The following is a 26,980-nucleotide window of genomic DNA, read 5'->3' as shown; positions in this document are numbered from 1 at the left end:
GGTCTTCGCTTCATCCAAGTCGGCTTCGGACGGTAGCACCGAGCCGAGGGCTCCGTAAACCAATGCCCGACAAGGAGCCGCCGTGTGTTTCCGGTGTCCGCCGGTAACCTTGTCGCGGGAGGATGAGGGGACGGGGTCCGGGATATCCGGAACTCGATATACCGGATAAGAGTGGGGGGTGTTCGTCCTACGGGCGTTGTTAACTAGACGTAAACTACACGGTCTTGCGGGACGGCCGGGGATTCTCGCCCGGCCGTGGTGAATGCCTCGATGTACGCGGCGACGAGAGGCGACCGGTCCTCGCGCCGCCAGGCGAGGACAAGGCGGGTGCACGGCAGGTCGGTCACCCACCGGTAGGAGATCCCCTCGACGGCGTGCCGCTCCAGAGCCGATTCGGGTACCAGTGCGATCGACTGCTGCCACAGCACGGCGTGCAGGCACTCGTCGAGCGAGTGCACCTCGGGGCCGCCGGCGGACGCGGAGGGCTGCCAGTGCGCACGCCAGGTCGCGTCGACCCCGACGGGAAACCGGACGGAACCGCTCTGGTCGATGTCGGCCCTGGTCAGTGAGGTCTTCCCGGCGAGCGGGCTGCTCGTGGCGACGGCCGCGAAGCAGCGGTCCTCCTGGACCGTACGGACCGTCAGGCCGGTTTCGTCGAAGGGTGTCCAGGTGATCGCCACGTCGATCAGGCCGGCCGCGAGGCCCATCGTCGGGTCGGTCAGATCACCCTGCCGCAGGCTTACCACGGCCTCCGGGTGGCTGCGCGCGAAGGCCGCCGCGAGGGGTGCCGACAAGGTGGCCTCACCGGGCCCGAGCACCCCGACGCGCAGCAGGGGCGCGGCCGTGACCTGCCGGGACACCCGCTCCTTGGCCCGCTCGGCGCCGGCGAGCAGGGCCTTGGCCTCCTCCAGCAGAATGTCGCCGGCCGCGGTCAGTCTCATTCCCTTCGGTCCCCGGAGAAAAAGCTCGCAACCCAACTCGGCCTCCAGCTCACGGATCCGCTGGCTGAGTGGCGGCTGTGACATGTGCAGCCGCCGGGCCGCTCTGCTGACGTTGCCTTCCTCCGCCACCGTCACGAAGTAGCGCAACCCCCGTAAGTCCATGACTCACACGATACCGAAACCTTTGCCACCGGTATGGAAAATGTATTGGATCGCCCTCTGAAGCCGTGCTGAGATTCAGCCATGAAGAAGCTCTTGGATCGGCTGTTCCGCTCGTGCGCACGCTGTGTCGAGCACTGCAAGCCGCGCCGATGGAAACGAAGCGCCTGACAGTTGTCCTGATTTCAGCCTGAGGCGCACTTGCTGACGCGGCGTCTCATCGCTTGGTGCCCGGCCGGGGCCTGAATTCACGTCGCTTTCGCACCACGCGGGAAGAGCGGGCCGACTCTCCGGTATCCGCTGTGTGCAATTATCCAGCGAAACCCGCCGCCCTTCGAACAAACCCGCACTCCATGTTCGATGGGGAGAGGCCATCTCCGTGTGCGCGCCCCGGTCCACCGGCTCGGCGGCCAAGGCGCGCGGATCGAAGGGCTGCCGCTCGACCCCCATGACCGAGCGGTTAGTCCCTGCCGAGGGGCGCCCCGGACATACCCGGCGGACCCTCCTGGTGCGCGGGTCAGACTTTCGCGCGCTCGCTGTCCCCGGCGGGTGAGATGGTCACGGGGGAGTCCCCCGGGACGGTGATGCCGGCTATCGGAGCGTCCCCGGCCTTCTTGCCGGGGTCGGCCTTGGTGAGCGTGCAGACACCGTCCACACACGTCCGCTCCAGACGGCCGCGGGAGATCGTCTGCGCCAGGCCGACCGCCCAGCAGGTGGGGCAGCCGCGCAGGGCGACCAGGCCCAGCGGGGCCGCCACCAGGGTGACCGGGCCGGCGACGGGCACCATGGCGATCGAACCGACGATCAGCCCGAAGCCGATGACACCGCGCACCAGGTGGCGTGCGACGGACTTGCTGGCGTAGTTCATCTCGTTCGCCCCGGACTTCGCGGAGGCCGGGGCCTTCGTGCTCTGCGTGGGCTCGGCGGTGTTCACGGTCGTAACTCTCCTCCAACTGATGGATCGACTGCTCGATCGGATCCTTGCTCGGTCAGCGCCAGTGACTGGCGCAGCGCGGCGCGCGCTCGGTGGAGCCGCGACTTCATCGCCGGGGTGCTCAGACCGAGCGACCGGGCGACGACCTTGCCGGGCAGGCCCTGCACATCACGCATGATCAGGACCTGCCGCTGGTCGCGGGGAAGGGCGCTGACCGCCTCGGCGATCCGCTCCGCCTCCAGTCTGCGCAGCACCGCCTCCTCGGCGGAGGGCTCCGCGCACGCGTCCGGTTCGGCCGCCGTCTCGTCGCTCCGCGAGACGAGCAGCCGCACCTGCCGGAGACATTCGTTGCGCACGATCCGGAACATCCATGCGGCGAGCGCGCCGGTGGCCCGCAGGGTGCCGATCTTCCGGTAGAGGATGATCAGCGCCTCCTGCGCCGCGTCCTCGGCGTCCTGCGGCGAGGCGCACAGCGATATGGCGAACTTGCGCACATGAGGCTGCGACTCCATGACGACGGTGGTGAGCGAGGTGACGTCGCCGTCCTGAGCGGCCTTGATCAGCCGCTCATCCGGCCAGGAGAAGCTTGGGTTCATGCGTCCTACTCATACCCGGAAACATGCCGCGCGCGCAGGGCGCCGGTCAGCTCCGGCTCTTCCGGCGCCTCATCAGGTGCCAGCTGCACGCGCCCATGGCCACAACGCCGATCACAACGATGCCGATGATCACGATGGTGATTCCTCCTGATATCCACCGGCCCGCGCGGCCGGTACACGGATAAGAGACGGGGGAGCCCGAAAAGGATTCACCTGTGGCGCGAAGATCTTCGGCGGGTCTCCGCACCGGCGTCCCGCCCGCTCCGGGCGCGAGCGGGCGGGACGTGAACGTGCCGGTTCCCGGCCGCGCGAGGGCCTGTCCGGGGCGGTGCCGGTTCCCGGCCGTGCGAGGGCCTGTCCGGGGCGGTGCCGGTTCCCGGCCGCGCGAGGGCCTGTCCGGGGCGGTGCCGGTACGCCGGATCGCGCCGAGATGAGCTGATCGGCACCGTGATGTCGTAGGCCGTCGCTTTCCGGCCAAGGCTTTACCAATCCGTGGTTGTCGCCCCCGTGGACTCGTCGGATTCTGGGTCACCATGCCGTCGGGCAACTGGTTTCGCTGGTCACGGGGGTGCCTGGGTCCCCCGTGCTGAGCTGGGAATGTTCATGCACCTCGAGTTCCGGCACCTCCGCGTCCTGCTCACCGTCGCCGAGGCCGGCAGCATCCGGAAGGCCGCCGCGCGGCTGCAGCTCTCCCAGCCGGCCACGAGCGCTCAGCTGAAACGGATCGAACAGGAGCTGGGCGGCCCGCTCTTCGTCCGCGGCGCCGACGGGGTCAAGCCGAACGAGAGGGGACAGTACGTCCTGCGCTGTGCCCGGGATCTCGTCGCCGGCTTCGACCGGCTGCGCGAGCACGCCCGGTCGGCGGCCGAGGCCGACAGCCGTGCCGCCGCCCCGCTGAGGGCGGGCGGAACCGCCGGCCCCCTGGTGTCCCTGCTGGTCTCCACCCTCTTCGAACTCGTCCCGGAACGCCGGCTCACCCTGGACGCCCGCCGCTCCGTGCACACCCTGGTGAAAGCGCTGAGCCTGTCGAAGTGCGACATCGCGGTGTTCGGCGAGTTCCCCGGCTTCCCTCTCCCGGTCGGTGACTCGGTGGCGACCCGCACCCTGCTCCGCGAGCCGGTTTTCGTCCTGCTCGCCGAGGACCACCCGCTGGCGTGCCGGGAGACGGTCAGCCTCCACGAGCTGGCGGAGGAGGACTGGGTCATGCCGGAGGCCGACGAGAGCGGTGTGCACGCGTACCTCCATCTCACCTGCCAGTCCGCGGGGTTCACGCCGCGCATCGCCCACGTGACGCCGGACCTGTCCGTGGCGCAGATCCTGGTCGCCGGCCGGCGCGCCGTCTGCGGGGTGTGGCCGACCGCCGACGTCTCCGCCCAGGGCACCGTGCAGCGGCCGCTCGCGGACGTCCCGTTCCACCGGCGCCTCCTGCTGGCCTGGAACACGGAATCGGTCCCGCCCGAGCTCGCCGACGCGGCGTGCACACGTCTGCTGGCCGCCTATCTGTCGCTGGTGCGGCAGCGGCCGTCATATCTGTCCTGGTGGGAGCAGGGGGGAGAGGAGTTCGCCCTCGGCGGGGGCGGATGACCGGCAGCTCCTCGGGGCCGCGCGCCCTATAGCTCCGGAGCTATATCCCAGATGGGATCAGGTCAGGAACATGTCACCTGGTGAACACTTCGCGTCAACGTCCCAGGACGTCGTCACCCCACGACGAGCGAAGGAATCACCCCGTCATGTCCCGTCCCCTCCTTGCCCTTTCCGCGATGGTCGCCGCCGGCGCCATCACCACGGGTGCGATGGCCGTACCCGCGCACTCGCAGCCCCGTGCGGCGCAGGGCGCAAGCTCCGTCCGCGACACGGCGATATCCCAGGCCAAGGCGAACGTGACCCGGCACGCCGAGACCTTCGGGTTCGGCACGGGCCAGGCGCTGCAGGTGAAGGACGTCGTGATCGACGCCGACGGAACCCAGCACGTCCGCTTCGAGCGGACCTACCGCGGCCTCCCCGTCGTCGGCGGCGACTTCGTCGTCCACCAGAAGGCCGACGGCTCGCTCAAGGGATCCACCCGTGCCAAGGCCCACAAGGTCGCGCTCGCGTCCGTCACTCCCGCCGTCGACGCCAAGGGCACCGCGGCAAGCGCCCTGAAGCGCTCGCAGGGGCTGGTGCGCGACGCCAGGTCCACCCCCGAACTGATCGTGTGGGCCGCCGACGGCACCCCGCGCCTGGCCTGGCGCACCACCGTGCAGGGCCTCGGCGACAAGGGGCAGCCGCACGGCGAGGTCTTCGTCACCGACGCCACCACCGGCGCGGCGATCGAGAACTACGACGCCGAGCGCGAGGCGACCGGGACCGGCCATTCCGAGTACACCGGTGACGTCGGCATCGACACCACCCAGCAGGCCGACGGCACCTACGCCCTCATCGACCCGGTGCGCGGCCACATCACCAAGGACGCGCACAACCTCTCGTCCTCGTCCCTGAAGAGCACGTCCGGGACCCTGTTCACCGACGCCGACAACATATGGGGCGACGGCAGGAAGTTCTCCACCGACCGCGCCACCGCCGCCGTCGACGCGCACGCCAACACCGCCAAGACGTTCGACTACTACAAGACGACCTTCGGCCGCAACGGCATCAAGAACGACGGCCGCGGCGCCACCGTCTTCGTCCACGTCGGCACCAACTGGGACAACGCCCAGTGGTCGGACTCCTGCTTCTGCATGCTGACCGGCGACGGCAACGGCACCGTCGACCCCGAGCAGGTCGACCTCGACACGATGGGCCACGAGATGACCCACGGCGTCACCTCGGCCACCGCCAACCTGCGCTACAGCGGGGAATCCGGCGGCCTGAACGAGGCCACCAGCGACATCCTCGGCACCATGGTCGAGTGGTACGCCGACAACCCGATCGACACCCCCGACTACCTCTTCAGTGACCAGTCCACCCCGCCGTGGCTGCGCCGCTTCGACAAGCCGTCCCTGGACGGCCGCTCCGCCGACTGCTGGTCGAAGTCGGTCGGCCGTCTCGACGTGCACTACTCCTCGGGCGTCGGCAACCACTGGTTCTACCTCGCGAGCGAGGGCAGCGGCGCCAAGGCCCTGGGCGGCGTCTCCTACAACAGCCCCACGTGCAACGGGTCCACCGTCACCGGCATCGGCAACCAGAAGGCCTCCGCCATCTGGTATCGGGCGCTGACCGTCTACATGACCTCCACCACGGACTACAAGGGCGCGCGCACCGCGACCCTGAATGCGGCGAGGGACCTCTACGGCGCCACCAGCCCCGAGTACGCCACCGTGGCCGCGGCCTGGAGCGCGGTCAACGTCCTCTGACACACCGGCGCACCGCCTGACCGGCAGGGCGCACGTGGGCAACGGGCCCGGGCGACGGCGGGGTTCCCCGGCCGTCGCCCGGGCCCGGCGCTTCCCGGCGACAGCGCCGCCGGCCCCGGCTCTCCCGCGCCGGCCCCGGCTCTCCCGCGCCGGCCCCGGCTCTCCCGCGCCGGCCCCGGCTCCCGCTCACCGGCCCGCCCCGGCTCCGTCCGCCTCACCGGCCCCGGGTTCTCCACGGGGCCCGGGCGAGGTGGTCACCGGCCCTCCTCGCCGGGGCCCCGCTCCCGTACGTACCGGGCCTGGTCCGCGAGGAACCGGTCGGTGTACAGCTGCCGGGGAGCGAAGACCGCGGTCAGCGTCAGACGCCACGTGCGCCGCTCCAGTTCGGCGTCCACCAGCGAGTGGGTGGCGTCGGGGTAGTGCGCGACCGTGAGGGACGCCGGCGGCAGGAGCCTGCGGTAGACGGCTTCCGTCTCGGCGGCGTCGACGTTGACGTCGTGGCCGGCCAGGACGAGCAGCAGCGGTGTGCCGCGCATGGCCCGCAGGTCGGCGGTCGCGTCCGAGCGGTGGTTCCTGGCGATGAACGACCACCGTGCCGCGGTCATGTCTCCCGGGTCGTCGGCCTCGGCCCGGTACTCGTCGAAGGACGCCCCCCGTTCCAGCAGGCGCAGGGTGCTCTGCCGGCGGCGCAGCGCCGCGGCCCGCTCCCCGGCACTCGCGCCGTCCCGGTCCAGTTCGGCGAGGAGGTTGTAGCGGCCCTGCCGCAGCCAGTTGACGGCCGGTGAGACGGCGATGACGAACGCCAGCCGCCGGTCCCGCGCGGCCACCTTGGGCAGGACCCACCCTGCCTGGCTGGCCCCCCACAGCCCGATCCGGTGGCAGTCGATCTCCGGACGGCCACGCGCCCACCCGACGGCGGCCAGGGTCTCGTCCGCCCGGTCGGCCATGCTCTGGTCCAGCCAGTCGCCCTGCGAGCCCGCGACCCCCGGTTTGCTGAAGGACAGCGAGGCGTACCCGGCACGGGCGAAGGACTCCCACAGCGGCCGGTAGTACGTCTCGTGCGTGGCGTCGACCGGCCCGTCGCCGTGGACGAAGACCACCAGTCCGAACGGCCCCCGCCCCCGTTCGGGCAGCGCCAGCACCCCCTTGAGCAGGTTTCCGTCGTGCCGTAGCGACACCTTCTCCTCGCGCAGGGCGTAGGTGTGCTGCCACACCACCACCCCGCCGGCCCCCATGGCCGCCAGCACCACGGCCACCAGCGTCCACACGGCCCACCGCCATCCGCGTCGCAGGGGCGCACCCCGTCTCCGCAACACCACAACCCCCAGAAAATCGCTCGCTTGTGAAACGGTCGTAGTGATGATGAACGTATTACTATCGATCGCACAAGCCGACGGGGCGGACGAAGGAGTGGCATGCGGACGACGACAGGCGGGACCCACGCGGCGGCGAGCGGTGCTCCGGTGGTGCGCAGAGGGGTACCGGCGGGCAGCGAGGAACAGGTGGCGGCCCTGTACTGGGAAGCGTTCGGCCGCAAGCTGGCTCCGGCGCTCGACCCGCCCGACAAGGGGCGCGCATTCATCGCGGCCCACCTGCACCACGACCGGGGTGTGGTCGCGCTGGCAGGTGGACGGGTGGTCGGCGTGGCGGGCTACCGGCTCGGCGGCCGTCCGCTGTGCGGCGGGGGCGTGAAGGACGTCCTGACCACCTACGGCATGTTCCGCGGCCTGCCCAGGCTCGCGGTCCTCGCCCTGTTCGAACGCACCCCCGCCGAGGGCGAACTCGTGATGGACGGCATCGCCGTCGAGGCGGACCAGCGGGGCAGGGGCATCGGCGGCCTCCTGCTGCGCGAGATCGCGGCCGTCGCCGCCGACCACGGCTGCCACCGCATCCGCCTGGACGTCATCGACGCCAACCCCCGTGCCAGGTCGCTGTACGAGCGGCACGGCTTCACCGCCCACCGCACCGAGCAGACTCCCTGGCTGCGCGGGCTCATGGGATTCGGTGCGGTGACGACCATGCACCGCCCGGTCGCCGCGGCGGATGCGACGATGACCCGGGAGGCACGATGAACACCGGTACCACCGCGCATGCCGACGGCCGGGCCGAGCGGCCGGAGATCCCCACCCGGCTGCTCGTGCACGCCCTGGTCCGCGAGGACGGGACCGTCGACGCCGGCGAGCTCTACACCGTGGCCGGCCTGCTCGGCATGTCCGACCAGCAGATCAGGCTGTGCGTCAAACGGCTCGTCATCGAGGGGCTGTTCACGCAGGAAGGCCGGGGACGCAAGGCCACCCTGCGCGCCGTGGCCGACGCCACCGGCGCCCTGGCCCCCGACGCCGCCTACGTCCGCCACGCCTACCGGCAGGACGCCGGCTCCGCACCCTGGGACGGCACCTGGCACCTGTTCGCCTTCGCCATCGCCGAATCCCGCCGCACCGCCCGGGACGCCCTGCGCGAACACCTCCTCCACCTCGGCGCCGCGCCCGTCCACAACGGGCTGTACGTCACCGCGAACCCGGTCACCGAGCTCGTCGAGGCCCAGGCCCGGCACCTCGGCGTTCTCACCACCCTGACCTGCCTGACCAGCACCGACCTGCGGATCGGCGGCCTGGCCGAGCCCCGGGCGCTGGCCGCCGCGCTGTGGCCGCTGCCCGAGATCGCCGAGCGGCACGAGCAGCTCGCCGCCTTCGCGCACGCCTGCCTCGACCGGCTCACCGAGGACCCGGAGCCGTCGGACCCCGAGCGGCTCACCCTGGCGGTGGAACTCGCCGCGCAGTTCACCCGGGCCATGGACCCGGACCCGCTCCTGCCGCCGGAACTGCTGCCCCAGCCCTGGCCGGGGGCCCGCGCCCGGGCCCTGGCGGCCGACTGCTGGCGGCTGCTGAGCGAAGCCGGCCCGGCCGGACGCACTCCCGGGCTGCGCCTGTTCGCGCTCTACGCCGATGCGCTGAGCCCGGCGGACGGCGAGTGGCGCGACTAGCGAACGAATCCGAACACCACTGAACAGGCCAGCCGGACAGAATCCTTGACGACGCATCAGCGCCTGCCTACCCTCACACGCCGTGGGAGCGTTCCCACACCTATCGGGCGCACCGCCACCCGCACGCCCTCCCCGAGCAGCCCGCGGTCGCTCACCCCCCACGCATCGGAGGCCATCGTGACCGACGCATCCAGGCCCGCCCGCACGACGCGCGGCCCGGAGAAGGCGAGGATCCGGCTGATCGGCGCCGTCACGGCCGCGGGCACACTGGCCGCGGCCGCGCTCGCCGGACTGCCGCAGACCGCGCACGCCGCGACGTCCCGGCAGGTGGAGCGGCTCGACCGCGGACTGACCAGCACCCACACCGGCAGCGGGAACCTGGTGTCATGGCGATGGCTGGCCACCGACCCGGACGACGTGGCGTTCAACGTCTACCGGGGCACCACCAAGCTCAACTCCGCGCCGCTCACCGCCTCCACCAACTACCTCGACGCCGGTGCCCCGGACTCCGCCGACTACACGGTGCGAGCGGTCGTCGGCGGCGCCGAGCAGCCCTCCTCCGAGCACGCGCTCCAGTTCCGGGCCGGGTATCTGGACGTACCCCTCTCACCGCCGGCCGGCGGTACGACCCCGGACGGGGTGGCGTACACCTACGAGGCCAACGACGCCTCCGTCGGCGACCTCGACGGCGACGGCCGACTCGACCTGGTCCTGAAGTGGCAGCCGACGAACGCCAAGGACAACTCGCAGTCCGGCTACACCGGCAACACCTTCGTCGACGGCATACGGCTGGACGGCACCCGACTGTGGCGCGTCGACCTGGGCCGCAACATCCGCTCCGGCGCCCACTACACGCAGTTCCAGGTCTACGACTACGACGGCGACGGCACGGCCGAGGTCGCCATGAAGACCGCCGACGGCACCCGGGACGGCACCGGCGCGGTCATCGGCGACTTCGCCGCCGACCACCGCAACTCCTCCGGCTACGTCCTGTCCGGCCCCGAATACCTGACCATGTTCAACGGCCGGACCGGCAAGGCGATGGGCACGGTGGACTACGTCCCGGCCCGCGGCACCGTCTCCTCCTGGGGCGACTCCTACGGCAACCGTGTCGACCGCTTCCTCGCCGGCACCGCCTACCTGGACGGCGCCCGGCCCTCTCTGATCATGGCGCGCGGCTACTACACCCGCACGGTCATCGCCGCCTGGGACTGGCGGAACGGCCAGTTCACCCGCCGCTGGACCTTCGACACCAACTCCTCCACCAACACGGGCAAGGGATACGACGGGCAGGGCAACCACGGTCTGTCGGTCGCGGACGTCGACGCCGACGGCAAGGACGAGATCGTCTACGGCGCGATGACCGTGAACGACGACGGCGCCGGCCTGTGGACCACGAAACTGGGCCACGGCGACGCGGCCCACCTCGGCGACCTCGACCCCGCACGCGCCGGCCTGGAGTACTTCAAGGTCTCCGAGGACTCCGGCAAGCCGGGCTCCTGGATGGCCGACGCCCGCACCGGCCAGGTCCTGTGGCAGACGGCCTCGGGCGCCGACAACGGCAGGGGCGTCGCCGGTGACGTCTACGCGGGCAGTCCCGGCGCCGAGGCCTGGTCGGCCTACGACACCACCCTGCGCTCCGCGACCGGCGCCTCCCTGGGCCGCGAGCCGTCCAGCATCAACTTCCTGTCGTGGTGGGACGGCGACACCGTCCGCGAACTCCTCGACGGCACACACATCGACAAGTACGGCACCTCCGGCGAGACCCGCCTGCTGACCGGCTCCGGTGTCTCCTCCAACAACGGGACCAAGGCCACCCCGGCCCTGTCCGGCGACATCCTCGGCGACTGGCGCGAGGAGGTCGTCTGGCGCACCGGCGACAACCGCGCCCTGCGCATCTACTCCACCCCCCACCAGACCGGCACCAGGATCACCACCCTGCTCCATGACACCCAGTACCGCACCGCCCTCGCCTGGCAGAACACCGCCTACAACCAGCCCCCGCACCCCGGCTTCTTCATCGGCGCCGGCATGCCCACCGCCCCGCGCCCCGCGGTCCACACACCCTGAGCGGGGGCGTCTGCCGGCGCCGGAGGCGGGGTGAGGAACGGCGGAGGCCGACCCGAGTGGCGTAGGCCGGCGTCACCGGAGTCGGCGGGGGTCGTTGGCACGGCGTACCAGCACCCCCGGACAAGGAGATCAGGTGCGACGACTTGCCATCACTCTGGCCGTGGCGGCGGCCGCAGGCGCCGTGAGCGGCGCCATGGCGACGACCGCCCAGGCGGCACCCGTGCGGCAGCAGCCGCCCTACACCTGGGCGTCATGCCTCGAAGCCGCCAAGCAGCACGGTGAGAGCCCGTCTTACGCGCAGTGGCACTGCGACCAGTTGGTGCAGAAGGGATGGGTCCTGCCACCGGAGAGCTGACCGCGTCGGGCGCCCTTCCGGCCTCACGGCCTCACAGGGGTGAGGAAGGCCGGAGGGGCCCGGCAGGGACCCCCATCGCCGGCGCCGACAGCGACAGCGCTTCGGCACCGCACCGCGGCCTGGCACTGTTCGACGGCCCGGACCCGCCGTCCCCGGCCGCCGGGCAGCGTCGCCTGCGAGGACGAGAAGGAGGCCGGCTTCCGGCGCGCCGCCTTCGACCCGGGACGGACACACCCTGGTCACGGCCGGCGGCGGGAACGTCGTCCTCTCCGGCGCGGGACGCCCGTCGGCCGGGGGAGGGGCCACGGCCCGGACACGCCCGGTCCGCGGCCCCTCCCGCGACTCAGATGGCGGTGGAGAGTGCTACCTGACGCCACTGGTCGAGTTCGCGCCGCACCACGTCCAGCTTGGCCTCGACGCGCTCGACCGCGTCCGCGCCCAGCTGGAGGCGCAGCGGCGGTTCCGCGGCCTCCGTGACGTCGACGATGGCCCTGGCCGCCTTCTCCGGGTCGCCCGGCTGGCGGCCGTCGTTGGCGGCCAGCGCCTCACGCACCGGCCCCGCGCCGTCGGCGTAGTCGTCGATGGTGGCCGGTGCGACCTTGATGCTGGAGCTGTGCAGGAAGTCGGTGCGGAAGCCACCCGGCTCCACGACCGTGACGCGGATGCCCAGCGGGGCCAGCTCGCCGTGCAGTGCCTCGGAGATGCCCTCGACCGCGAACTTCGACGCGCCGTACAGGCCCGTCGCCGGAGCGGTGGCGAAGCCGGCCACGGACCCGATGTTCAGGACGTGCCCGGACCGCTGGGCGCGCAGCGTCGGCAGGGTCGCCCGCAAGGTGTTGAGTACGCCGAACACGTTGACCTCGAACAGGTCCCGGACGGCCTCCTCGGCGGTCTCCTCGATCGTGCCCACGAGGCCGTAACCGGCGTTGTTGACCACGACGTCGATCCGGCCGAACTCCGCCAGGCCGGCCTCCACCGCGGCCGTCAACTGCTCGGGCTCGGTCACGTCCGCACTCACCGCGAGCAGCCTCTCCGGCTTCTCGGGGTACGCCTTGAGCACCGCCGACGCGTCCCTCGCCGTGGCGATCACGCTGTGCCCTCGATCCAACGCCTCACGGGTGATCTCCGCTCCGAGCCCGCGCGACGCACCGGTGACAAACCAAACGCTCATGTTCTCCCATATTCCGATCGACGGACTGGCCAACAAGGCGACGCTAGAAGCTAGAGTCGGGTCTAGATCAAGGCTGTGTGACGGGAGTTGCTCATGGACCTGAGCATCGGTGAGGTGGCGGAGCGCAGTGGCTTAAGCGTTCACGCACTGCGGTTCTACGAGCGGGAGGGGCTGTTCGCCAACCCGGTGCGCCGCCTGTCCAACGGCCGCCGCATCTACCGCGAGCAAGACCTGGAGTGGCTCGCGATCTGCACGAAGCTGCGTTCCTCCGGCATGCCGCTGGCCATGATCCGGCAGTACATCGAGCTGGTCCGCCAGGGCCCCGGCAACGAGCACGAGCGGCTGGAGCTGCTGCGCCGGCACGAGAGCCATGTGGAGGCGCAGATCCGCGACCTGCAGCGGACCCTGGACGTGGTGCGGCGCAAGGTGAGGATCTACGAGGACCACGTGGTCCGCGGAGAGGCCGACCGGCTCTGGAACCCGTCCCACCGGGATGCCGCGCAGGCCGGGACCTACGAGGAGTGCCAGGCGCCGGAGGGCGCGTGAGCCGAGGCTGCGGCCCGCGTGCGGGCGATGGGTGCGGTGGTTCCGCCCTCGCCTGGCCGGCCCCCAGGCTGCGAGGACGGAGACCGCCGTCGTGGCGGCGTGGGCGCACAGGGACACGACCACGGCACCGGTCGGCTCTCACCGGTATGGGGACGGGGCGGTGGGTGAATCGTCCCGGTGGTCTCCACGCCGGTGACCTGCGGAAGTGATCAAGCCGGAGCGCCGCGGCACCTGACCGGGGGACACGTGTGGCGATGCGTCAGGTTGCGGACCTGACGGGCTGTCGGTTGCCTCGTGAGCGGAACACAGGAGAGGTGCCGCGCAGACAGGCCGGACACTGTTCCGTTGGAGGAAACGCATGCGCTGTACACATATGGGTGCGGGTGTCGTTCTGGCTCTCGCCGCGTTCGGACTGCAGATCCCGGCCGCTGCCGCCGCTGACGACTCGGAGGTCCACATCGAGCCGTGGAACGCCGCCCCGGGCTCCACGGTCAGGGTCAGCACGGGGGCCTGCGACCCGGACGCGGACTACGGCAAGGGCTTCTCCGAGGTGGCAGGCGAGTTCCACCTCTTCGAAGGGGACGAGGAAGGCGTACTCACCGGCGAATTCCAGATCCCGGAAGGCACCGAGCCGGGCAGCGACACCGTCACCCTGAAGTGTCCGCCACTGACCAAGGTCACCGAGACGTACCGGGTCACCGGCCGCTCGCCGAGCGGCTCGGTCGACGCCGGCTTCGGACCGGCCGAGGACACGGGTGCGGGGCTCGCCCTGGGCGGACTGCTCGTCACGGCCGCCGCCGGCAGTGTGGTCTGGAAGCGCCGCCGCGCGACCGGCGACCGACCCTGACCGTCCGCCGCGATGGCCCCCGGACGCCCCGTCGACGATTCCCGTGACGCGTTCACCCCCATGACGCGGCTCGGCGCCCTGGCGATGACGGCGGGTGCGGTGCTGCTGATCAGCGGGGTGCACGCGGAGGGGCCGCCGCAGCCGTCGGCGGCCCAGGCCCTCTCGACCCGGGCGGTCCCCACCCGCCCCACGGTCCGTCCGCTGCCCCCCGCCGACCCGGTCCGGCTCCGCATCGCCGCCATCGGCGTGAACGCCCCGATGGCCCGCGTGGGCCTCGACGAGGCGGGGGCGCTGCGGCCCCCACCGCCCGGCGAACCCGGCGTCGTCGGCTGGTACGGCGACGGCACGACCCCCGGCTCGGCCGGCACCGCCGTCACCACCGGGCACGTCGACACCCCCACCGGCAGCCCCGGTGTGTTCCACGGCCTCGGCACCCTGAACCCGGGCGCCACCATCGAGATCGGCCGGACGGACCACAGGACGGCGGTGTTCACCGTCCGCGCCGTCGAGCTCTACGACAAGGAGCGCTTCCCCAGCGAAAAGGTCTACGGCGCCTCCGGCCGCCCGGAACTGCGGCTGATCACCTGCGGTGGCGGCTACACCAAGCGCACCGGCTACCTGGGCAACGTCGTGGTCTTCGCGACGCTGACCGCCGTGACGTAGCGGGCCGGACGGGCGCCGGACGCGGAATGCGGACGCCGGTCACCGCGGACGCCGGTCACCGCGGACGCCGGTCACCGCGGGGACGACGTCGTCAGCCGGGCGGTGTCGACAGATGGATCAGGATGCCGCACACCTCGTCCACGATCTCCCGGGCCTCCGTCTCGTCCCCGCAGTCGGCCAGCTCACGCGCCGCCCCTCCGATGACGGTGGTCAGCACACTCACCCGGACCCGGCCGGCGCGCCGCCGCTCGTCCACCTCCAGCAGCCGGGCATTGCGCCGCACCCACGCCCGGTCCCACTGGCGGCGCAGCGCGTCGAAGCCCGAGGGGCCGTCCTCCTGCGCGAGGAGCCCGCCGAGCCGCCGGTTGTGCCAGGCACCCTCCAGGTACGCCCTGGCTCCCGCCACGAAGAGGGCGACGGGGTCGTCCACCCCACGACCGCGCTCGCCGGCCAGCGTGGCCGCGGTCCGCCGCTCCTGCTCCTCCCGGAACTCCTCCCAGAGGGTGAGGTAGAGGCCGCGCTTGCCGCCGTAGTGCTGGAAGAGGCTGCCCACCGGGAGGCCGGAGCGCGCCGCGATCTCGGTGAGGCCGGCGTCGGTGTAACCGCGCTCCGAGAACACCTCCAGCGCCGCGTCCAGCAGCGCACGCCGGGCCGTCCGCCCCTGCCCGGCGTGCCGCGCAGGCGGGGCCGTGCCCTCCCGCCCGCCCGGCGGCCGACGTGCCGCCCCGGTCCCGGCGGACTCCACGATGCCGCTCACTGGCGCTCCTCACCTTCCGTGGCGCCGTCGCGGATGGCGAGGGCGACCAGTAGTTCCAGGAGGTCGGCGATCCGGCGCGGATTGCGGCCGGTGCGTTCCTCGATCCGGCGCAACCGGTAGTGCGCCGTGTTGTGGTGCACCCGCAGCCGGTCGGCGGCCAGCCGCAGATTGAGGTCCGCCTCCGCGAAGGCCCGGATGGTGGCCGCCAGCGTGTCACCCCGTCTGCGGTCCTCCTCCAGCAGCGCGCGCACCCGGGGATCGACCAGCTGACGGGCGAGGTCGTCGGCGCGCAGCGCCAGGTAGTCGAACGGGGACAGCCGCGGCAGCGCCGCCACCCCGCCGCCGCTCGGCACCAGGTCGAGAGCGGCCCGCGCCTCCTCGTAGGCGCGCGGCAGTTCGGCCGCGCCCCGGGCCACCGTGCTGATGCCCATGCACAGCGTCGTGCCCTGCCGCGCCAGCCGCTGCTGCACGGCCTCGAAGTGGGCGCAGATGTCGTCCGCGTCCATGCCGGCTCGGAGCACGGGCACGGCCACCACCTCGCCGTGGCGCACGACGACCAGGGTCCTGCCGGCCCAGGGCCCGGCCACGCTGATCGACGCACTGGTGGCGTACCCGTTCTCGGTCGAGGTGGCGTCCCCCGTGGCCGTGTCCCCCACGCAGACCGTGACGACCGCCATCATCGGCGAGCGCGGTCCGATGCCGTACGCCTGTGCCGCGGCGTACAACGGGCCGCGCGCCGGGGCCACCCCGGTCAGGAGCTGGTCGAGCAGGTCCCGTCGCTCCCGGTCCGCGTCCGCCACCACGTGCTGCTGGTACTCGACGTACGCCTGCGCGGCATGGGTGCTGGCGTAGTCGACGTACCGCATCAGCGGGGTGACGAGGGACAGCGCGGCCTGCTGGGCCTCGGCGGAGGTGCCCGCGCAGTCCAGCAGCGCGTCCCACATCACCTGCCGGCCGACCCGGAAGGCGCTGATCCAGTCCTCCAGGGCGAATCCCGCGCGTGCTCTGCGCATCGCCGCCCTGCGGCTGAACACCAGGTCCTCCGCAGCGATGCCCCGGTCGCCGGCCAGCGCCGCCAGCTGCATCCGGTAGTGCTCGAGCACCTGCTCCCGCACGTCGTCGAAGAACCGTTCGTCCTGGAGCGCGTACGACGGGATCTCGGCGCGCATCACCTCGATGGCGGTCTCCGCCACCTCCTCGACCCGGTCGTGGACGGCGCGCAGGATCCGTCGCCGCTCGCGGCGGAGCGGTTCGGGGAGGGGGGAGGTGCCCAGGGCGGGACCACGCGGCATGGCGCCGATCGTCGCCGCCGCCTCGTGCTCCGTCAACAGGCGCGGGGTGAGACATCTTCCGGCACCTGTGCGCGGCGCACAGTCCGGCGGCCGGGAAGTTGGGTGCTCGCACCCAATGTGCGCCCGAAAGGCTCCCACCTACTGTGACGCTCGCCCACCCCCCAGCACCTCGGAAGGGGCGTCACTCATGCTCGCGGTCGACGGTATCACCGTGCGTTTCGGCGGGATCACGGCACTCGACGGTGTCGCGGTCACCGTCGAACCGGGCACCGCCGTAGGGCTCATCGGGCCGAACGGAGCCGGCAAGACCACCTTGTTCAACTGCCTGACCAGGCGCTGCACCCCCGATGCGGGAACGGTGCGGTTCGCGGGCGAGAACCTGCTCGACCTGCCTCCGCACGCCGTGGCCGGTCGCGGCATCGCCCGCACCTTCCAGAACCTCGGCCTGTTCCCGCGCCTCACGGTCCGGGAGAACGTCATGGTCGGCGCCCACAGCCGGGGGCGTACCGGACACCTCGCCGCGGCGCTCCGGCTGCCCGGCGTCCGGCGTGAGGAAAGGGAACTGCGTGACCGTGCGGACCACTTGCTACGGCGGCTCGATCTGGCGGAGGTCGCCGACCACCCCGCCTCCGGGCTGCCGTTCGGCACGCTCAAACGCGTCGAACTCGCCCGGGCGCTCGCGGTACGCCCCCGGCTGCTGCTGCTCGACGAACCCGTCAACGGGCTCAGCCACGGCGAGGTCGGCCAATTCGCGGATCTGGTCCGCCAGGTGCGCGCGGACTTCGACCTCACGCTCGTGGTGGTCGAACACCACATGGGGTTCGTGATGGGCCTGTGCGACAAGGTCGTGTGCCTCGACTTCGGGCGCAAGATCGCCGAGGGCTCGCCGGAGGAGATCCAGCGCGACCCGGCCGTCGTCGAGGCGTACCTGGGGGTGGCGGCGTGAGCGAGCCCACCACCGGCCCCGCGGAGGCCGAGGTCAAGGCCGAGGCCGGGGCGAGCGCGGAGCCGGACTTCCTGAAGGTGTCCGGCCTGCACGCGGGATACGGTCAGGCCCGTGTCCTCCAGGGCCTCGACTTCTCCGTCGCCCGCGGCGAGGTGTGCGCCGTCCTCGGACCCAACGGGGCCGGCAAGACCACGACGCTGCGGGCGCTGTGCGGCATGGTCCGGGGCCGGGGTTCGGTCACCCTGGACGGCAGGGAACTGCTGGGCCGCTCGCCCGAGCAGGCCGCCCGGCTCGGCGTGGCGCACGTGCCCGAGGGCCGGGGCACCTTCAACGACCTGACCGTCGAGGAGAACCTGCGCATCGGTGCCCACCCGCGCACCGGTACCGGGCGCCGGGGCCGTGCCGAGCGCGCGGCCGTCGCGGCCGACCTGGAGCGGATGTACGGCTACTTCCCCAAGCTGCGGCAGCGGTCCCGGCAGGCCGCCGGCAGCCTCAGCGGAGGGGAGCAGCAGATGCTCGCCATCGGCAGGGCGCTGATGCTGCGCCCTTCGCTGCTGCTCCTGGACGAGCCGTCCCTGGGGCTCGCTCCGCTGGTCACCCGCGAGCTGTTCGAGATCGTCCGTGCCGTCAACGAGGAGGAGCGCACCACCGTGGTCGTCGTCGAGCAGAACGCCCAGCTGGCGCTGGACATCGCGCACCGGGCGCACGTACTGGAGGCCGGCCGCCTGGCGCTGTCCGGACCGGCCGCGCGGATCCGCGAGGACGGGCAGGTCGCCGAGGTGTACCTCGGGGTCTCCGTCCGCTCCCGGAAGGCCGGGTGAGCGCCGTGACCGATCTCCTCCAGCAAGTGGTGGAAGGACTGGGCTCCGGCGCGGTCTACGCCAGCCTGGCGCTGGCCCTGGTGCTGATCCACCGGTTCACCGGGATCGTCAACTTCGCCCAGGGCGAGCTGGCCATGCTCTCGACGTACGTCGCCTGGCAGCTGGTGGCGTCCGGGATGCCGTTCTGGCTGGCGCTGCCGGTCACCCTCGTGGTGTCCTTCGCCGGGGGCATGCTGGTCGAGCGGGTGGTCATCCGTCCCGTGCAGGGCGCGCCCGAACTGACGGTGGTCATCGTCACGGTCGGCCTGTTCATCTTCGTCAACGCGCTGGCCGGCCTGGTCTGGTCGTTCACCGTCAAGGACTTCCCGCAGCCGTTCCCCGACGGCGGGCTCGACCTGGCCGGGGTACGCATGGACTGGTCGACCCTCGGGGTGCTCGGTGTGGTGGCCCTCGTGATGGGCCTGCTGTACCTGCTGTTCCAGCACACTTCCGCCGGCCTGGTGATGCGGGCGGTCGCCTGCAACCCCTCCTCCGCCCGGCTGTCGGGCATCCGGGTGACCCGGGTGCTGATGCTCGGCTGGGGACTGGCCGCGACGGTCGGCGCGGTGTCGGGCGTGCTCGTCGCCCCGCTGCTGTTCCTGGAGCCCAACATGATGGGCGGGGTGCTGATCTACGCGTTCGCCGCGGCCACCCTCGGTGGCTTCGACAGCCCGGTCGGTGCGGTCGTGGGCGGCCTGTTCGTGGGCCTCGCCGAGACGCTGACCGGGGCGTACGTGGGCGTGATCGGTGCCGATCTGAAGGTGGGCGTCCCCCTGGTGATCATTCTGGCGGTGCTGCTGGTACGGCCCCAGGGCCTGTTCGGACGGGCGGCGGTGGAACGCGCATGAGCACGACCACGACCGTACCCGGCGCGGACCGCGCCCGACGCCTGCGGACCGCGCTCACCGTGCTGCTCGCGGCGGCCGCCGTCGTCGGCGCCCCGTTCTACTTCGCCCCCTTCCAGGTCTTCCAGCTGACCATGGTGCTCCTGTACGCCGTGGCGCTGACCGGACTGAACCTGCTGGTCGGCTTCGGCGGGCAGATCTCGCTCGGGCACGGCGCGTTCTTCGCGGCGGGGGCCTACACGGCGGCCGTCATGCTCGACCGGTACGACACCGGCCACCTGGCCACGCTGCCCGCCGCGGCCGCCGGGTGCTTCCTGCTGGGCCTCGGCTTCGGAGTCCCCGCGCTGCGGCTGCGCGGACTCTACCTGGCCCTGGTCACCCTTTCGTTCGCGGTGTTCCTGCCGCCCCTGCTCAAGCGGCTCGAACCGGTGACGGGCGGTTCCATGGGCCTGACCGTGGACAAGCCGCGGCCGCCCGCGTGGACCGGGCTGGCCGAGGACCAGTGGACGTACTTCGTCGTCCTCGCGGTCACCGCGGCGGCCCTGCTGCTCGCCCGCAACCTGCTGCGCTCCCGCGTCGGCCGTGCGCTGCTCGCCGTGCGGGACAACGAGAGCGCCGCCGAGGTCATGGGCGTGCGGCTCTCGCTGCACAAGACGCTCGCCTTCGCGTGGAGCGCGATGTTCGCGGGCGTCGCCGGGTGTCTGTACACCTGGGTGATCGGTTTCGTCTCGCCCGACTCCTTCTCCTTCGTCCTGTCCATCACCCTGCTGGCCGGCCTGGTCGTCGGCGGGCTCGCCTCGCTGTACGGACCCCTGCTGGGCGCGGCGTTCGTGATGTACGTGCCGAGTGTCTCCCAGGACCTGAACGAGGCCGCGCCGGGAGTGGTGTTCGGCCTGCTGATCATCACGGTGATGTTCGTGGCCCCGACCGGGCTGGCCGGTCTGCCGGCCCGTGTCCTCGGCGCGGTCGGCCGCCGCCCGCGCCGAACCCCCGCCGTCCTCGACCGGACGCCCCGGACCGTGTCCGCTCCCGATGCGGAACCGCAGTCCCGGGCCGCCGGATCCGGCCCCTCCGCGGCCCCCGGTCCCACGGCCCCCGGTCCCGCCGCCCCCGCCGTCGCCGACGCCGAACCCGTGGGCGCACCGCCCCGCACGGAAAAGGAATGAACCACATGCGCAAGACGACCGCTCTGCGGACGGCCGCGGCCGCGACCGCCGCCCTCCTCGCCGCGACCGCGTGCAGCAGCCGGCGAGACCAGGACGCCCAGGACACCGCCGCCGGCGGCGCGTGCAAGGGCCAGCAGACCACCGGCATCACCGACAAGGCCGTCAAGCTGGGCGGCATCTACCCGCTGTCCGGCCCCGCCTCGGCGTACGGCACCATCAGCAAGGGCGTGGCCGCCTACTTCGAGTACGTCAACGACAAGGGCGGCATAGACGGCCGCAAGGTCGAGTTCGTCGTCCGCGACGACGGCTACCAGCCGCCCAAGGCGGTCGAGGAGGCCCGCAGACTCGTCGAACGAGAGAAGGTCTTCGCCGTCTTCCAGACCCTGGGCACCCCCTCCACGGCGGCCGTGTGGGACTACCTCAACGAGCGGAAGGTGCCGCAGCCCTTCGTCGCCACGGGCGCCTCCGTCTGGGGCACGGACGACAAGCACCCCTGGACCAGCGGGTGGCAGCCCAACTACGTGGCCGAGGCCCGGGTGTACGCCAAGTACCTCAAGGACGAGAAGCCGAAGGCCGAGGTCGCCGTCCTCTACCAGAACGACGACTTCGGCAAGGACCTGCTCGGCGGATTCGAGAAGGCCCTCGCCGGCAGCGGCGTCAAGGTGGTCGCCGCGGAGAGCTACGAGGTCACCGACCCGTCCGTGTCGGCACAGATGGCGAGCCTCGCCCGCTCCCGGGCGGACGTGCTGCTCGACATCACCACGCCCAAGTTCGGCAGCCAGGCCCTGGCCGCCGACGCCAAGAACACCAAGTGGAACCCGCTCCACATCGTGAACAACGTGGCCTCGTCCGCCGCCGTGCTCCAGCCCGTCGGGTTCGAGAACGTCCAGGGCGTGGTCTCGGCGACCTACTTCAAGGACCCCGCCGACCCGCAGTGGGCGGACGACCCCGAGGTGAAGACGTACAAGAAGGCCATGCGCGAGTACGCCCCCGACGCCGACCCGGCCAACCAGTTCAACGCCTACGGCTGGACGGTCGCCTCCAGCCTGCACCGGGCCCTGGACGCGATGAAGTGCCCGACCAGGGAAGGGCTGCGGGACGCGGTGCGCGATCTGAAGGACGTGAAGGTGGGCATGCTGCTGCCCGGAGTCACCCTGTCCACGGGCCGCGGGGACGACTTCCCGATCGAGACGATGCAGCTGATGCGGTTCAAGGGCGAGCGCTGGCAGCTGTTCGGCGAGCCGGTGGACACCCGCAAGGAGTTCGGCCCGCCGGCCAAGTGATCCGGCCGGGACCGCCCCCGCCGGACAACCTGGTCGGCGGGGCGGTCCCGGCCTCGGCCTCGGGCCCGCCGCCCCAGCTCTTCGTACGGGGCCGCACGACAGCAGCGGGCCGCCTACTTGCCACGCGCCGCCGCCTTACCTCCTCCGCCACGGCGAGCGCTGTGGCGAACATCACTGGTGCTGACGTACCTACTGGTCGGTATGGTCGCGGGAGGTTGCAATCAAGGAGGCGTGATGTCCACGACCAACCGCCAGATCCGTCTGGCAGCCCGCCCCGTGGGCGAAGTGAAGCCCGAAGACTGGGAGCACCGTTCCGAACCGCTCGCGGAACCGGGCCCTGGCCGGTTCGCGGGCCGGACGCGCGTCATCTCCCTGGATCCGGCCATGCGGGGCTGGCTGGACGACCGCCCCTCCTATCTGCCGCCCGTGGGCATCGGAGAGGTGATGCGCGCCGGATCGGTCGTCGAGGTCACCGCGTCGAACCACCCGGACTTCCAGCCCGGTGACCACGTGGTCGGCACGTTCGGCGTCCAGGAGTACGTCGTCTCCGACGGCCGGGGCGCCATGAAGATCGACACCTCCCTCGCCCCGCCCTCGACGTACCTGGGAGCGCTGGGCATGCCCGGCATGACCGCCTACTTCGGCCTGCTGGACGTCGGCGCGCTGCAGGACGGCGAGACGGTCGTGGTGTCCGGCGCGGCCGGCGCGGTCGGCACCATCGCGGGGCAGATCGCGAAGGCCCGGGGCTGCCGCGTCGTGGGCATCGCTGGCGGTCCGGAGAAGTGCGCCATGCTCACCGGGGAACTGGGCTTCGACGCGGCGATCGACTACCGGTCCGAAGACGTCAAGAAGGCGCTGAAGGAGCACGTCCCCGACGGCATCGACGTCTACTTCGACAACGTCGGAGGGGACATCCTCGACACCGCCCTCACCCGGCTGGCGATGCACGCGCGCGTCGTGGTCTGCGGCGCGATCAGCCAGTACAACAACGCGGCGCCGGTCAAGGGCCCCTCCAACTACCTCTCGCTGCTGGTGCGCCGCGCCCGCATGGAGGGTTTCGTCGTCTTCGACTACGCCAAGCGTTACGCGGAGGCCGCGCAGGAGATCTCCGCCCTGATCGGTGCCGGCCGCATCAAGGTCAAGGAACACGTGGTGCGGGGCACCGTCGACGACTTCCCCGCGGCCTTGCAGATGCTCTTCCGCGGCGAGAACGTCGGCAAGCTCGTGCTGGAGCTGGCATGAGCGCCGGCGGGGGCGCGGCCGTCGCCGCGGCCGAGGAGCAGGCGGGCGGCGTGCTCCGGGGGAAGGTGGCGATCGTCACCGGCGGCGCCAGCGGCCTGGGCCGGGCCTCGGCCCTGGCACTGGCGAGGGCGGGCGCGCGCGTGGTCGTCGCCGACCTCGACGCGAAGGGCGGGCGGGAGGTGGCCGACATGGTCGACGGCGACTTCCGGGCCTGCGACGTCTCCGACCTGGACGCCAACCGCGCACTGGTGGAGTTCGCCCAGGAGCGGTACGGCGGTGTGGACATCGCGCTGCTCAACGCGGGCGTGGCGACCGGATGCGGCGTCGGCGAGGACTTCGACCCGGCACGCTACCGCCGGGCGATGGGCGCGAATCTCGACGGCGTGGTCTTCGGCACCCACGCGGTGCTGCCCGCGCTGCGGGCCCGCGGCGGGGGATCGATCGTGGCGACCGCTTCCCTCGCGGGCCTGGCGGCGGTACCGCTCGATCCGCTGTACGCGGCCAACAAGCACGCGGTCGTGGGACTCGCACGCTCCCTGGGCCCGGCTCTCGCCCCGGAGAACGTACGCTTCAACGCGGTCTGCCCGGGCTTCGCCGAGTCGCGCATCATCGACCCCCTGCGCGGCATGCTCTCCGAGCAGGGTCTGCCCGTCATCCCGGCGGAGGTCGTCGCGGACACGGTGCTGCGGATCGTCACCGGCGACGGCACCGGGGAGTGCTGGTTCATCCAGGCCGGCCGTGAACCGGAGCCGTTCCGCTTCCGCGGCGTCCCCGGCCCGGCGGCGAGCGTCGGCGTCTGAGACGCCGCCGGGGGCGGACCGTGCGGATCCGGACCGCCCCCGGGATGGTGACGGCCAAGGACGGGGCGGCTCGCAGGCGTTCCCCGCGGCGAGCTCCCCGTCGGCCGCGCCAGCCGCCCCGACGCAGGGCGTCGGCGAGCCTGCCCGGGACGTCACGGGCAGGCTTCGGAAAGACCTGCCGGGCTTGCCTCGGTTTCCGGCTCGCTGCCCAGGGTGTGTCCGCCGCGGGCACCTCCCCTCGCCACGCCCCCCTTGCCGTGTCTAGAAGAAGCCGAGCTTCTTCGGCGAGTAACTGACCAGCAGGTTCTTGGTCTGCTGGTAGTGCTCCAGCATCATCTTGTGTGTCTCCCGGCCGATCCCGGACTGCTTGTAGCCGCCGAACGCCGCGTGCGCCGGGTAGGTGTGGTAGCAGTTGGTCCACACCCGGCCCGCCTGGATCGCGCGGCCGGCGCGGTAGGCGGTGTTGACGTCCCGGGTCCACACCCCCGCGCCCAGCCCGTACAGCGTGTCGTTGGCGATCTTCACCGCGTCGTCGAAGTCGTCGAAGGACGCCACGGAGACCACCGGGCCGAAGATCTCCTCCTGGAAGACGCGCATGCGGTTGTCACCCTCGAAGATGGTCGGCTGGACGTAGTAGCCGCCCTTCAGCTCGCCCTCGTGCTCGATGCGTTCGCCGCCCGTGAGGATCCTCGCCCCCTCCTGCCGGCCGATGTCCAGGTAGGAGAGGATCTTCTCCAGCTGGTCGTTCGACGCCTGGGCGCCGATCATCGTGTCGGTGTCGAGCGGGTGGCCCGGCTCGATGCGCCGGGTGCGTTCGACGGCCGCCTCCAGGAACTCGGCGTAGTGGCCGCGCTGGATCAGCGCCCGGGAGGGGCAGGTGCAGACCTCGCCCTGGTTCAGCGCGAACATCGTGAAGCCTTCGAGTGCCTTGTCGCGGAAATCGTCGTCGTGCGCCCACACGTCGTCGAAGAAGATGTTCGGCGACTTTCCGCCGAGTTCCAGGGTGACCGGCTTGATGTTCTCCGCGGCGTACTGCATGATCAGCCGCCCGGTCGTGGTCTCCCCGGTGAACGCGACCTTCGCCACCCGCGGGCTGGACGCCAGCGGCTTGCCCGCCTCCACACCGAAGCCGTTGACGATGTTCAGCACGCCCGGCGGCAGCAGGTCGGCGACCAGGCTCAGCCAGTAGTGGATGGAAGCCGGAGTCTGCTCGGCCGGCTTGAGGACGACCGCGTTCCCCGCGGCCAGCGCCGGCGCGATCTTCCAGGTCGCCATCAGGATCGGGAAGTTCCACGGGATGATCTGCGCGACGACCCCGAGCGGCTCGTGGAAGTGGTACGCCACCGTGTCGTCGTCGATCTCGCCCAGCGAACCCTCCTGCGCCCGGATCGCCCCCGCGAAGTAGCGGAAGTGGTCGATGGCGAGCGGGATGTCGGCCGCCAGCGTCTCCCGCACCGGCTTGCCGTTCTCCCAGCTCTCGGCCACCGCCAACGGCTCCAGGTGGGCCTCCATGCGATCGGCGATCTTCAACAGGATGTCGGAGCGCTCCGTCACCGACGTACGGCCCCAGCCGGGAGCCGCCTCGTGCGCCGCGTCCAGCGCCCGCTCGACGTCCTCCGCGGTCCCGCGCGCGATCTCGGTGAACGGCTGCCCGTTGACCGGTGACGGATTCTCGAAGTACCGCCCGCGTGCCGGCGGCACGTACGCCCCGCCGATGAAGTGGTCGTAGCGCGCCTGGTAGGAGACGAGCGAGCCCTCGGTGCCCGGCGCCGCGTAACGAGTCATCCTGGTCTGCCTCCCGGTGCAGCGCTGCCCGCCGTCGGGCAGCTCCCGACGCGAGGCTAGGGACGCGGACGTTGCAAGTACGTTGCGCCGCGGGGCCGCGCCGGCGACCGGCCGGACGGCGCCCCCAGCTCGGCCTCCAGCGCGGTGAGCCGGGCGCGGACCGGGGGAGTGGGGCGCAGCGCGGCGAGCGCCCGCCACACCTCGATGTCGTCCTCGCCCCAGGGCGCGTGCGCCCAGTCCGCCAGCAGGTCCGGGTCGCGGTGCGCGATCAGCGCCGTGCGCAGCCCGCCGGCGAGCCGCTCCCGCAGCCTGCCGACCGCCGGGGCCTGCGAGCCGGGCAGCAGCGGGCCGGTGTACGCCTTCACCGCCGTCGTGAGCGAACCCGCCTCCAGCCGCCGCTCGACCACCGTCACATCCGACTCGACCGCGGCCGTCAGCCGGTACGGCCGTGAGGCGAGCAGCTCCGGCCCCAGCAGCCTGCGCAGCCGCGCCAGCTCCGCCCGCAGCGTCACCGGGGTCACCGACTCGTCCGCGTACAGCGCGCACAGCAGTTCGTCGCCGCTCAGCCCCTGGGGACGCCGGGACAGCAGCACCAGGATCTCGCTGTGCCGGCGGCTGAGCCGCAGCCGCCGGCCGTCCAGGGTGAGCTCCGCCTCGTCCCGGCCGAGCGCGCTCAGCAGCGCGGCCTGCTCGCACCGCCGCGGGGCGGACAGGGCGAGCTGCGCCTCGGCGGCCCGCGCCACCGCCTGCACGAAACCGAGGCTGTGCGGATGGGCGAGCCTGTCACCGCCGGTGATGTCCACGGCCCCCAGGACGTACCCGGTACGCGGATCGTGCACCGGGGCGGCGGCACACGTCCACGGCTGGACCCGCCGCATGAAGTGCTCGGCGGCGAACACCTGCACCGGCCGGCCCACGGCGACCGCGGTCCCCGGTGCGTTGGTGCCGACCGCGCTCTCCGACCAGCGGGCCCCGGCGACGAAGTTCATCCGGTCCGCACGGCGCCGGGTCGCCGCGTGCCCCTCCACCCACAGCAGCCTGCCGTGCGCGTCGCAGACCGCCAGCAGATGTTCCCCGTCGGCCGCGAACGTCCCCATCAGCTCCCGGAACAGCGGCATCACCCGGGCCAGCGGATGCTCCGCGCGATAGCTGCCGAGGTCGCCGTCGGTCATCTCCACGCTGGCGGTGCCGTCCGGCCCGACACCGGCCCGCGCGCTGCGCCGCCACGACTCCGCCACCACCGAGCGCACCGGACGCGGCACCGTCCCCGCCGTGGTGAAGGTCTCGTGCGCCTGGCGCAGCACCCGGACGCGCTCGACGGGATCGGCCCCCGGCTCCAGGGCCACCCAAGGATCGGTCAACTCGGCCTCCCCGGACAGTGGAACGACGGTGATGCTGCGGTGCGGT

Annotated in this window: 25 protein-coding genes; 16 read left to right on the top strand and 9 right to left on the bottom strand. The window is 72.1% G+C overall.

Annotated features, from left to right (window positions below; translation table 11 throughout):
* Positions 1–203: 203 nt before the first annotated feature.
* The 3 genes from ABZ576_RS32245 to ABZ576_RS32235 form a co-directional block, all read right to left on the bottom strand.
* The gene (locus tag ABZ576_RS32245) at positions 204–1,103 is read right to left on the bottom strand and encodes a LysR family transcriptional regulator (protein ID WP_360748933.1); all 900 of its coding nucleotides are present in this window, start codon (positions 1,101–1,103) and stop codon (positions 204–206) included.
* 514 nt (positions 1,104–1,617) lie between these two features.
* Entirely contained in the window at positions 1,618–1,968 is a 351-nt protein-coding gene (locus ABZ576_RS32240) for a hypothetical protein (RefSeq protein ID WP_360748948.1), read from the bottom strand.
* 62 nt (positions 1,969–2,030) lie between these two features.
* The gene (locus ABZ576_RS32235) at positions 2,031–2,630 is read right to left on the bottom strand and encodes an RNA polymerase sigma factor (RefSeq protein ID WP_360748930.1); all 600 of its coding nucleotides are present in this window, start codon (positions 2,628–2,630) and stop codon (positions 2,031–2,033) included.
* A gap of 603 nt (positions 2,631–3,233) precedes the next feature.
* On the opposite strand from ABZ576_RS32235, the gene ABZ576_RS32230 reads away from it, so the two are divergent.
* Positions 3,234–4,214, top strand: coding sequence for a LysR family transcriptional regulator (locus ABZ576_RS32230; protein ID WP_360748928.1), 981 nt, complete (start codon positions 3,234–3,236; stop codon positions 4,212–4,214).
* 146 nt (positions 4,215–4,360) lie between these two features.
* On the top strand, positions 4,361–5,962 hold the full coding sequence (locus ABZ576_RS32225) for a M4 family metallopeptidase (protein WP_360748925.1): 1,602 nt from the start codon (positions 4,361–4,363) through the stop codon (positions 5,960–5,962).
* Positions 5,963–6,216: 254 nt separating this feature from the next.
* On the opposite strand, the gene ABZ576_RS32220 is transcribed toward ABZ576_RS32225, so the two are convergent.
* Positions 6,217–7,230: a CocE/NonD family hydrolase gene (locus ABZ576_RS32220; RefSeq protein ID WP_360748922.1), complete on the bottom strand. Its 1,014-nt coding sequence runs from the start codon at positions 7,228–7,230 to the stop codon at positions 6,217–6,219.
* A gap of 147 nt (positions 7,231–7,377) precedes the next feature.
* Between ABZ576_RS32220 and ABZ576_RS32215 the strand changes: the two genes are divergently transcribed.
* The 4 genes from ABZ576_RS32215 to ABZ576_RS32200 all read left to right on the top strand — a co-directional run bounded on the left by ABZ576_RS32215 (position 7,378) and on the right by ABZ576_RS32200 (position 11,370).
* The gene (locus ABZ576_RS32215; protein ID WP_360748919.1) at positions 7,378–8,034 is read left to right on the top strand and encodes a GNAT family N-acetyltransferase; all 657 of its coding nucleotides are present in this window, start codon (positions 7,378–7,380) and stop codon (positions 8,032–8,034) included.
* Positions 8,031–8,945, top strand: a complete 915-nt coding sequence (locus ABZ576_RS32210) for a PaaX family transcriptional regulator C-terminal domain-containing protein (protein WP_360748916.1) — start codon at positions 8,031–8,033, stop codon at positions 8,943–8,945. The genes ABZ576_RS32215 and ABZ576_RS32210 overlap by 4 nt, the downstream gene beginning before the upstream one ends.
* A gap of 240 nt (positions 8,946–9,185) precedes the next feature.
* Entirely contained in the window at positions 9,186–11,015 is a 1,830-nt protein-coding gene (locus ABZ576_RS32205; RefSeq protein WP_360748945.1) for a rhamnogalacturonan lyase, read from the top strand.
* Positions 11,016–11,148: 133 nt separating this feature from the next.
* Positions 11,149–11,370, top strand: coding sequence for a hypothetical protein (locus tag ABZ576_RS32200; protein ID WP_360748914.1), 222 nt, complete (start codon positions 11,149–11,151; stop codon positions 11,368–11,370).
* 343 nt (positions 11,371–11,713) lie between these two features.
* On the opposite strand, the gene ABZ576_RS32195 is transcribed toward ABZ576_RS32200, so the two are convergent.
* Positions 11,714–12,541 carry an oxidoreductase gene (locus ABZ576_RS32195; protein WP_360748911.1) on the bottom strand — a complete coding sequence of 276 codons (828 nt, stop codon included), beginning with the start codon at positions 12,539–12,541 and terminating at the stop codon, positions 11,714–11,716.
* Positions 12,542–12,634: 93 nt separating this feature from the next.
* Between ABZ576_RS32195 and ABZ576_RS32190 the strand changes: the two genes are divergently transcribed.
* From ABZ576_RS32190 to ABZ576_RS32180, 3 genes are all read left to right on the top strand, one after another.
* The gene (locus ABZ576_RS32190; protein ID WP_360748908.1) at positions 12,635–13,087 is read left to right on the top strand and encodes a MerR family transcriptional regulator; all 453 of its coding nucleotides are present in this window, start codon (positions 12,635–12,637) and stop codon (positions 13,085–13,087) included.
* 358 nt (positions 13,088–13,445) lie between these two features.
* Complete coding sequence (locus tag ABZ576_RS32185; RefSeq protein ID WP_360748905.1) at positions 13,446–13,934, top strand: sortase; 489 nt, start codon at positions 13,446–13,448, stop codon at positions 13,932–13,934.
* Between the two features lie 12 nt (positions 13,935–13,946).
* Positions 13,947–14,597 carry a class F sortase gene (locus tag ABZ576_RS32180; RefSeq protein ID WP_360748902.1) on the top strand — a complete coding sequence of 217 codons (651 nt, stop codon included), beginning with the start codon at positions 13,947–13,949 and terminating at the stop codon, positions 14,595–14,597.
* 91 nt (positions 14,598–14,688) lie between these two features.
* On the opposite strand, the gene ABZ576_RS32175 is transcribed toward ABZ576_RS32180, so the two are convergent.
* On the bottom strand, positions 14,689–15,354 hold the full coding sequence (locus ABZ576_RS32175) for a TetR/AcrR family transcriptional regulator (RefSeq protein ID WP_360748899.1): 666 nt from the start codon (positions 15,352–15,354) through the stop codon (positions 14,689–14,691).
* A complete protein-coding gene (locus ABZ576_RS32170; RefSeq protein WP_360748896.1) occupies positions 15,351–16,682 on the bottom strand; it encodes a helix-turn-helix domain-containing protein in 1,332 nt (443 codons plus the stop codon). Before ABZ576_RS32170 ends, ABZ576_RS32175 begins: the two co-directional genes overlap by 4 nt.
* 151 nt (positions 16,683–16,833) lie before the next feature.
* Between ABZ576_RS32170 and ABZ576_RS32165 the strand changes: the two genes are divergently transcribed.
* The 7 genes from ABZ576_RS32165 (at position 16,834) to ABZ576_RS32135 (ending at position 23,788) form a co-directional block, all read left to right on the top strand.
* The gene (locus tag ABZ576_RS32165; protein ID WP_360748893.1) at positions 16,834–17,592 is read left to right on the top strand and encodes an ABC transporter ATP-binding protein; all 759 of its coding nucleotides are present in this window, start codon (positions 16,834–16,836) and stop codon (positions 17,590–17,592) included.
* The gene (locus ABZ576_RS32160; protein ID WP_360748890.1) at positions 17,589–18,413 is read left to right on the top strand and encodes an ABC transporter ATP-binding protein; all 825 of its coding nucleotides are present in this window, start codon (positions 17,589–17,591) and stop codon (positions 18,411–18,413) included. The genes ABZ576_RS32165 and ABZ576_RS32160 overlap by 4 nt, the downstream gene beginning before the upstream one ends.
* Positions 18,414–18,418: 5 nt before the next feature.
* Positions 18,419–19,300, top strand: coding sequence for a branched-chain amino acid ABC transporter permease (locus tag ABZ576_RS32155; protein WP_360748887.1), 882 nt, complete (start codon positions 18,419–18,421; stop codon positions 19,298–19,300).
* Positions 19,297–20,463 (top strand): branched-chain amino acid ABC transporter permease, encoded by a 1,167-nt coding sequence (locus ABZ576_RS32150; RefSeq protein WP_360748884.1) that lies wholly within the window; start codon positions 19,297–19,299, stop codon positions 20,461–20,463. The genes ABZ576_RS32155 and ABZ576_RS32150 overlap by 4 nt, the downstream gene beginning before the upstream one ends.
* A gap of 5 nt (positions 20,464–20,468) precedes the next feature.
* Complete coding sequence (locus ABZ576_RS32145; RefSeq protein WP_360748881.1) at positions 20,469–21,746, top strand: ABC transporter substrate-binding protein; 1,278 nt, start codon at positions 20,469–20,471, stop codon at positions 21,744–21,746.
* 234 nt (positions 21,747–21,980) lie between these two features.
* A complete protein-coding gene (locus ABZ576_RS32140; RefSeq protein WP_360748878.1) occupies positions 21,981–22,988 on the top strand; it encodes an NADP-dependent oxidoreductase in 1,008 nt (335 codons plus the stop codon).
* The gene (locus ABZ576_RS32135) at positions 22,985–23,788 is read left to right on the top strand and encodes an SDR family NAD(P)-dependent oxidoreductase (protein ID WP_360748875.1); all 804 of its coding nucleotides are present in this window, start codon (positions 22,985–22,987) and stop codon (positions 23,786–23,788) included. Before ABZ576_RS32140 ends, ABZ576_RS32135 begins: the two co-directional genes overlap by 4 nt.
* Positions 23,789–24,049: 261 nt before the next feature.
* Here the strand turns inward: ABZ576_RS32135 and ABZ576_RS32130 are convergent, their stop codons facing one another.
* Together ABZ576_RS32130 and ABZ576_RS32125 are read right to left on the bottom strand one after the other, a co-directional pair.
* Positions 24,050–25,573 (bottom strand): aldehyde dehydrogenase family protein, encoded by a 1,524-nt coding sequence (locus ABZ576_RS32130; RefSeq protein ID WP_360748871.1) that lies wholly within the window; start codon positions 25,571–25,573, stop codon positions 24,050–24,052.
* A 56-nt stretch (positions 25,574–25,629) separates the two neighbouring features.
* On the bottom strand, positions 25,630–26,934 hold the full coding sequence (locus ABZ576_RS32125) for a GAF domain-containing protein (protein ID WP_360748868.1): 1,305 nt from the start codon (positions 26,932–26,934) through the stop codon (positions 25,630–25,632).
* Positions 26,935–26,980: the final 46 nt, after the last annotated feature.

It is taken from the genome of Streptomyces sp. NPDC013455, from assembly GCF_040632975.1.
Taxonomy (GTDB): domain Bacteria; phylum Actinomycetota; class Actinomycetes; order Streptomycetales; family Streptomycetaceae; genus Streptomyces.
Note: the sequence above shows the minus strand (reverse complement) of the source record. Positions and strands in the feature narration are given on the sequence as shown.

What these genes read in the sequence shown, in the direction of transcription:
- ABZ576_RS32240 (WP_360748948.1), bottom strand. Translation starts at nt 1,968, where the DNA reads ATGAACTACGCCAGCAAGTCCGTCGCACGCCACCTGGTGCGCGGTGTC.
- ABZ576_RS32180 (WP_360748902.1), top strand. Translation starts at nt 13,947, where the DNA reads ATGGCCCCCGGACGCCCCGTCGACGATTCCCGTGACGCGTTCACCCCC.
- ABZ576_RS32215 (WP_360748919.1), top strand. Translation starts at nt 7,378, where the DNA reads ATGCGGACGACGACAGGCGGGACCCACGCGGCGGCGAGCGGTGCTCCG.
- ABZ576_RS32135 (WP_360748875.1), top strand. Translation starts at nt 22,985, where the DNA reads ATGAGCGCCGGCGGGGGCGCGGCCGTCGCCGCGGCCGAGGAGCAGGCG.
- ABZ576_RS32165 (WP_360748893.1), top strand. Translation starts at nt 16,834, where the DNA reads ATGCTCGCGGTCGACGGTATCACCGTGCGTTTCGGCGGGATCACGGCA.
- ABZ576_RS32150 (WP_360748884.1), top strand. Translation starts at nt 19,297, where the DNA reads ATGAGCACGACCACGACCGTACCCGGCGCGGACCGCGCCCGACGCCTG.
- ABZ576_RS32210 (WP_360748916.1), top strand. Translation starts at nt 8,031, where the DNA reads ATGAACACCGGTACCACCGCGCATGCCGACGGCCGGGCCGAGCGGCCG.
- ABZ576_RS32140 (WP_360748878.1), top strand. Translation starts at nt 21,981, where the DNA reads ATGTCCACGACCAACCGCCAGATCCGTCTGGCAGCCCGCCCCGTGGGC.
- ABZ576_RS32190 (WP_360748908.1), top strand. Translation starts at nt 12,635, where the DNA reads ATGGACCTGAGCATCGGTGAGGTGGCGGAGCGCAGTGGCTTAAGCGTT.
- ABZ576_RS32230 (WP_360748928.1), top strand. Translation starts at nt 3,234, where the DNA reads ATGCACCTCGAGTTCCGGCACCTCCGCGTCCTGCTCACCGTCGCCGAG.
- ABZ576_RS32145 (WP_360748881.1), top strand. Translation starts at nt 20,469, where the DNA reads ATGCGCAAGACGACCGCTCTGCGGACGGCCGCGGCCGCGACCGCCGCC.
- ABZ576_RS32130 (WP_360748871.1), bottom strand. Translation starts at nt 25,573, where the DNA reads ATGACTCGTTACGCGGCGCCGGGCACCGAGGGCTCGCTCGTCTCCTAC.
- ABZ576_RS32245 (WP_360748933.1), bottom strand. Translation starts at nt 1,103, where the DNA reads ATGGACTTACGGGGGTTGCGCTACTTCGTGACGGTGGCGGAGGAAGGC.
- ABZ576_RS32225 (WP_360748925.1), top strand. Translation starts at nt 4,361, where the DNA reads ATGTCCCGTCCCCTCCTTGCCCTTTCCGCGATGGTCGCCGCCGGCGCC.
- ABZ576_RS32185 (WP_360748905.1), top strand. Translation starts at nt 13,446, where the DNA reads ATGCGCTGTACACATATGGGTGCGGGTGTCGTTCTGGCTCTCGCCGCG.
- ABZ576_RS32235 (WP_360748930.1), bottom strand. Translation starts at nt 2,630, where the DNA reads ATGAACCCAAGCTTCTCCTGGCCGGATGAGCGGCTGATCAAGGCCGCT.
- ABZ576_RS32195 (WP_360748911.1), bottom strand. Translation starts at nt 12,541, where the DNA reads ATGAGCGTTTGGTTTGTCACCGGTGCGTCGCGCGGGCTCGGAGCGGAG.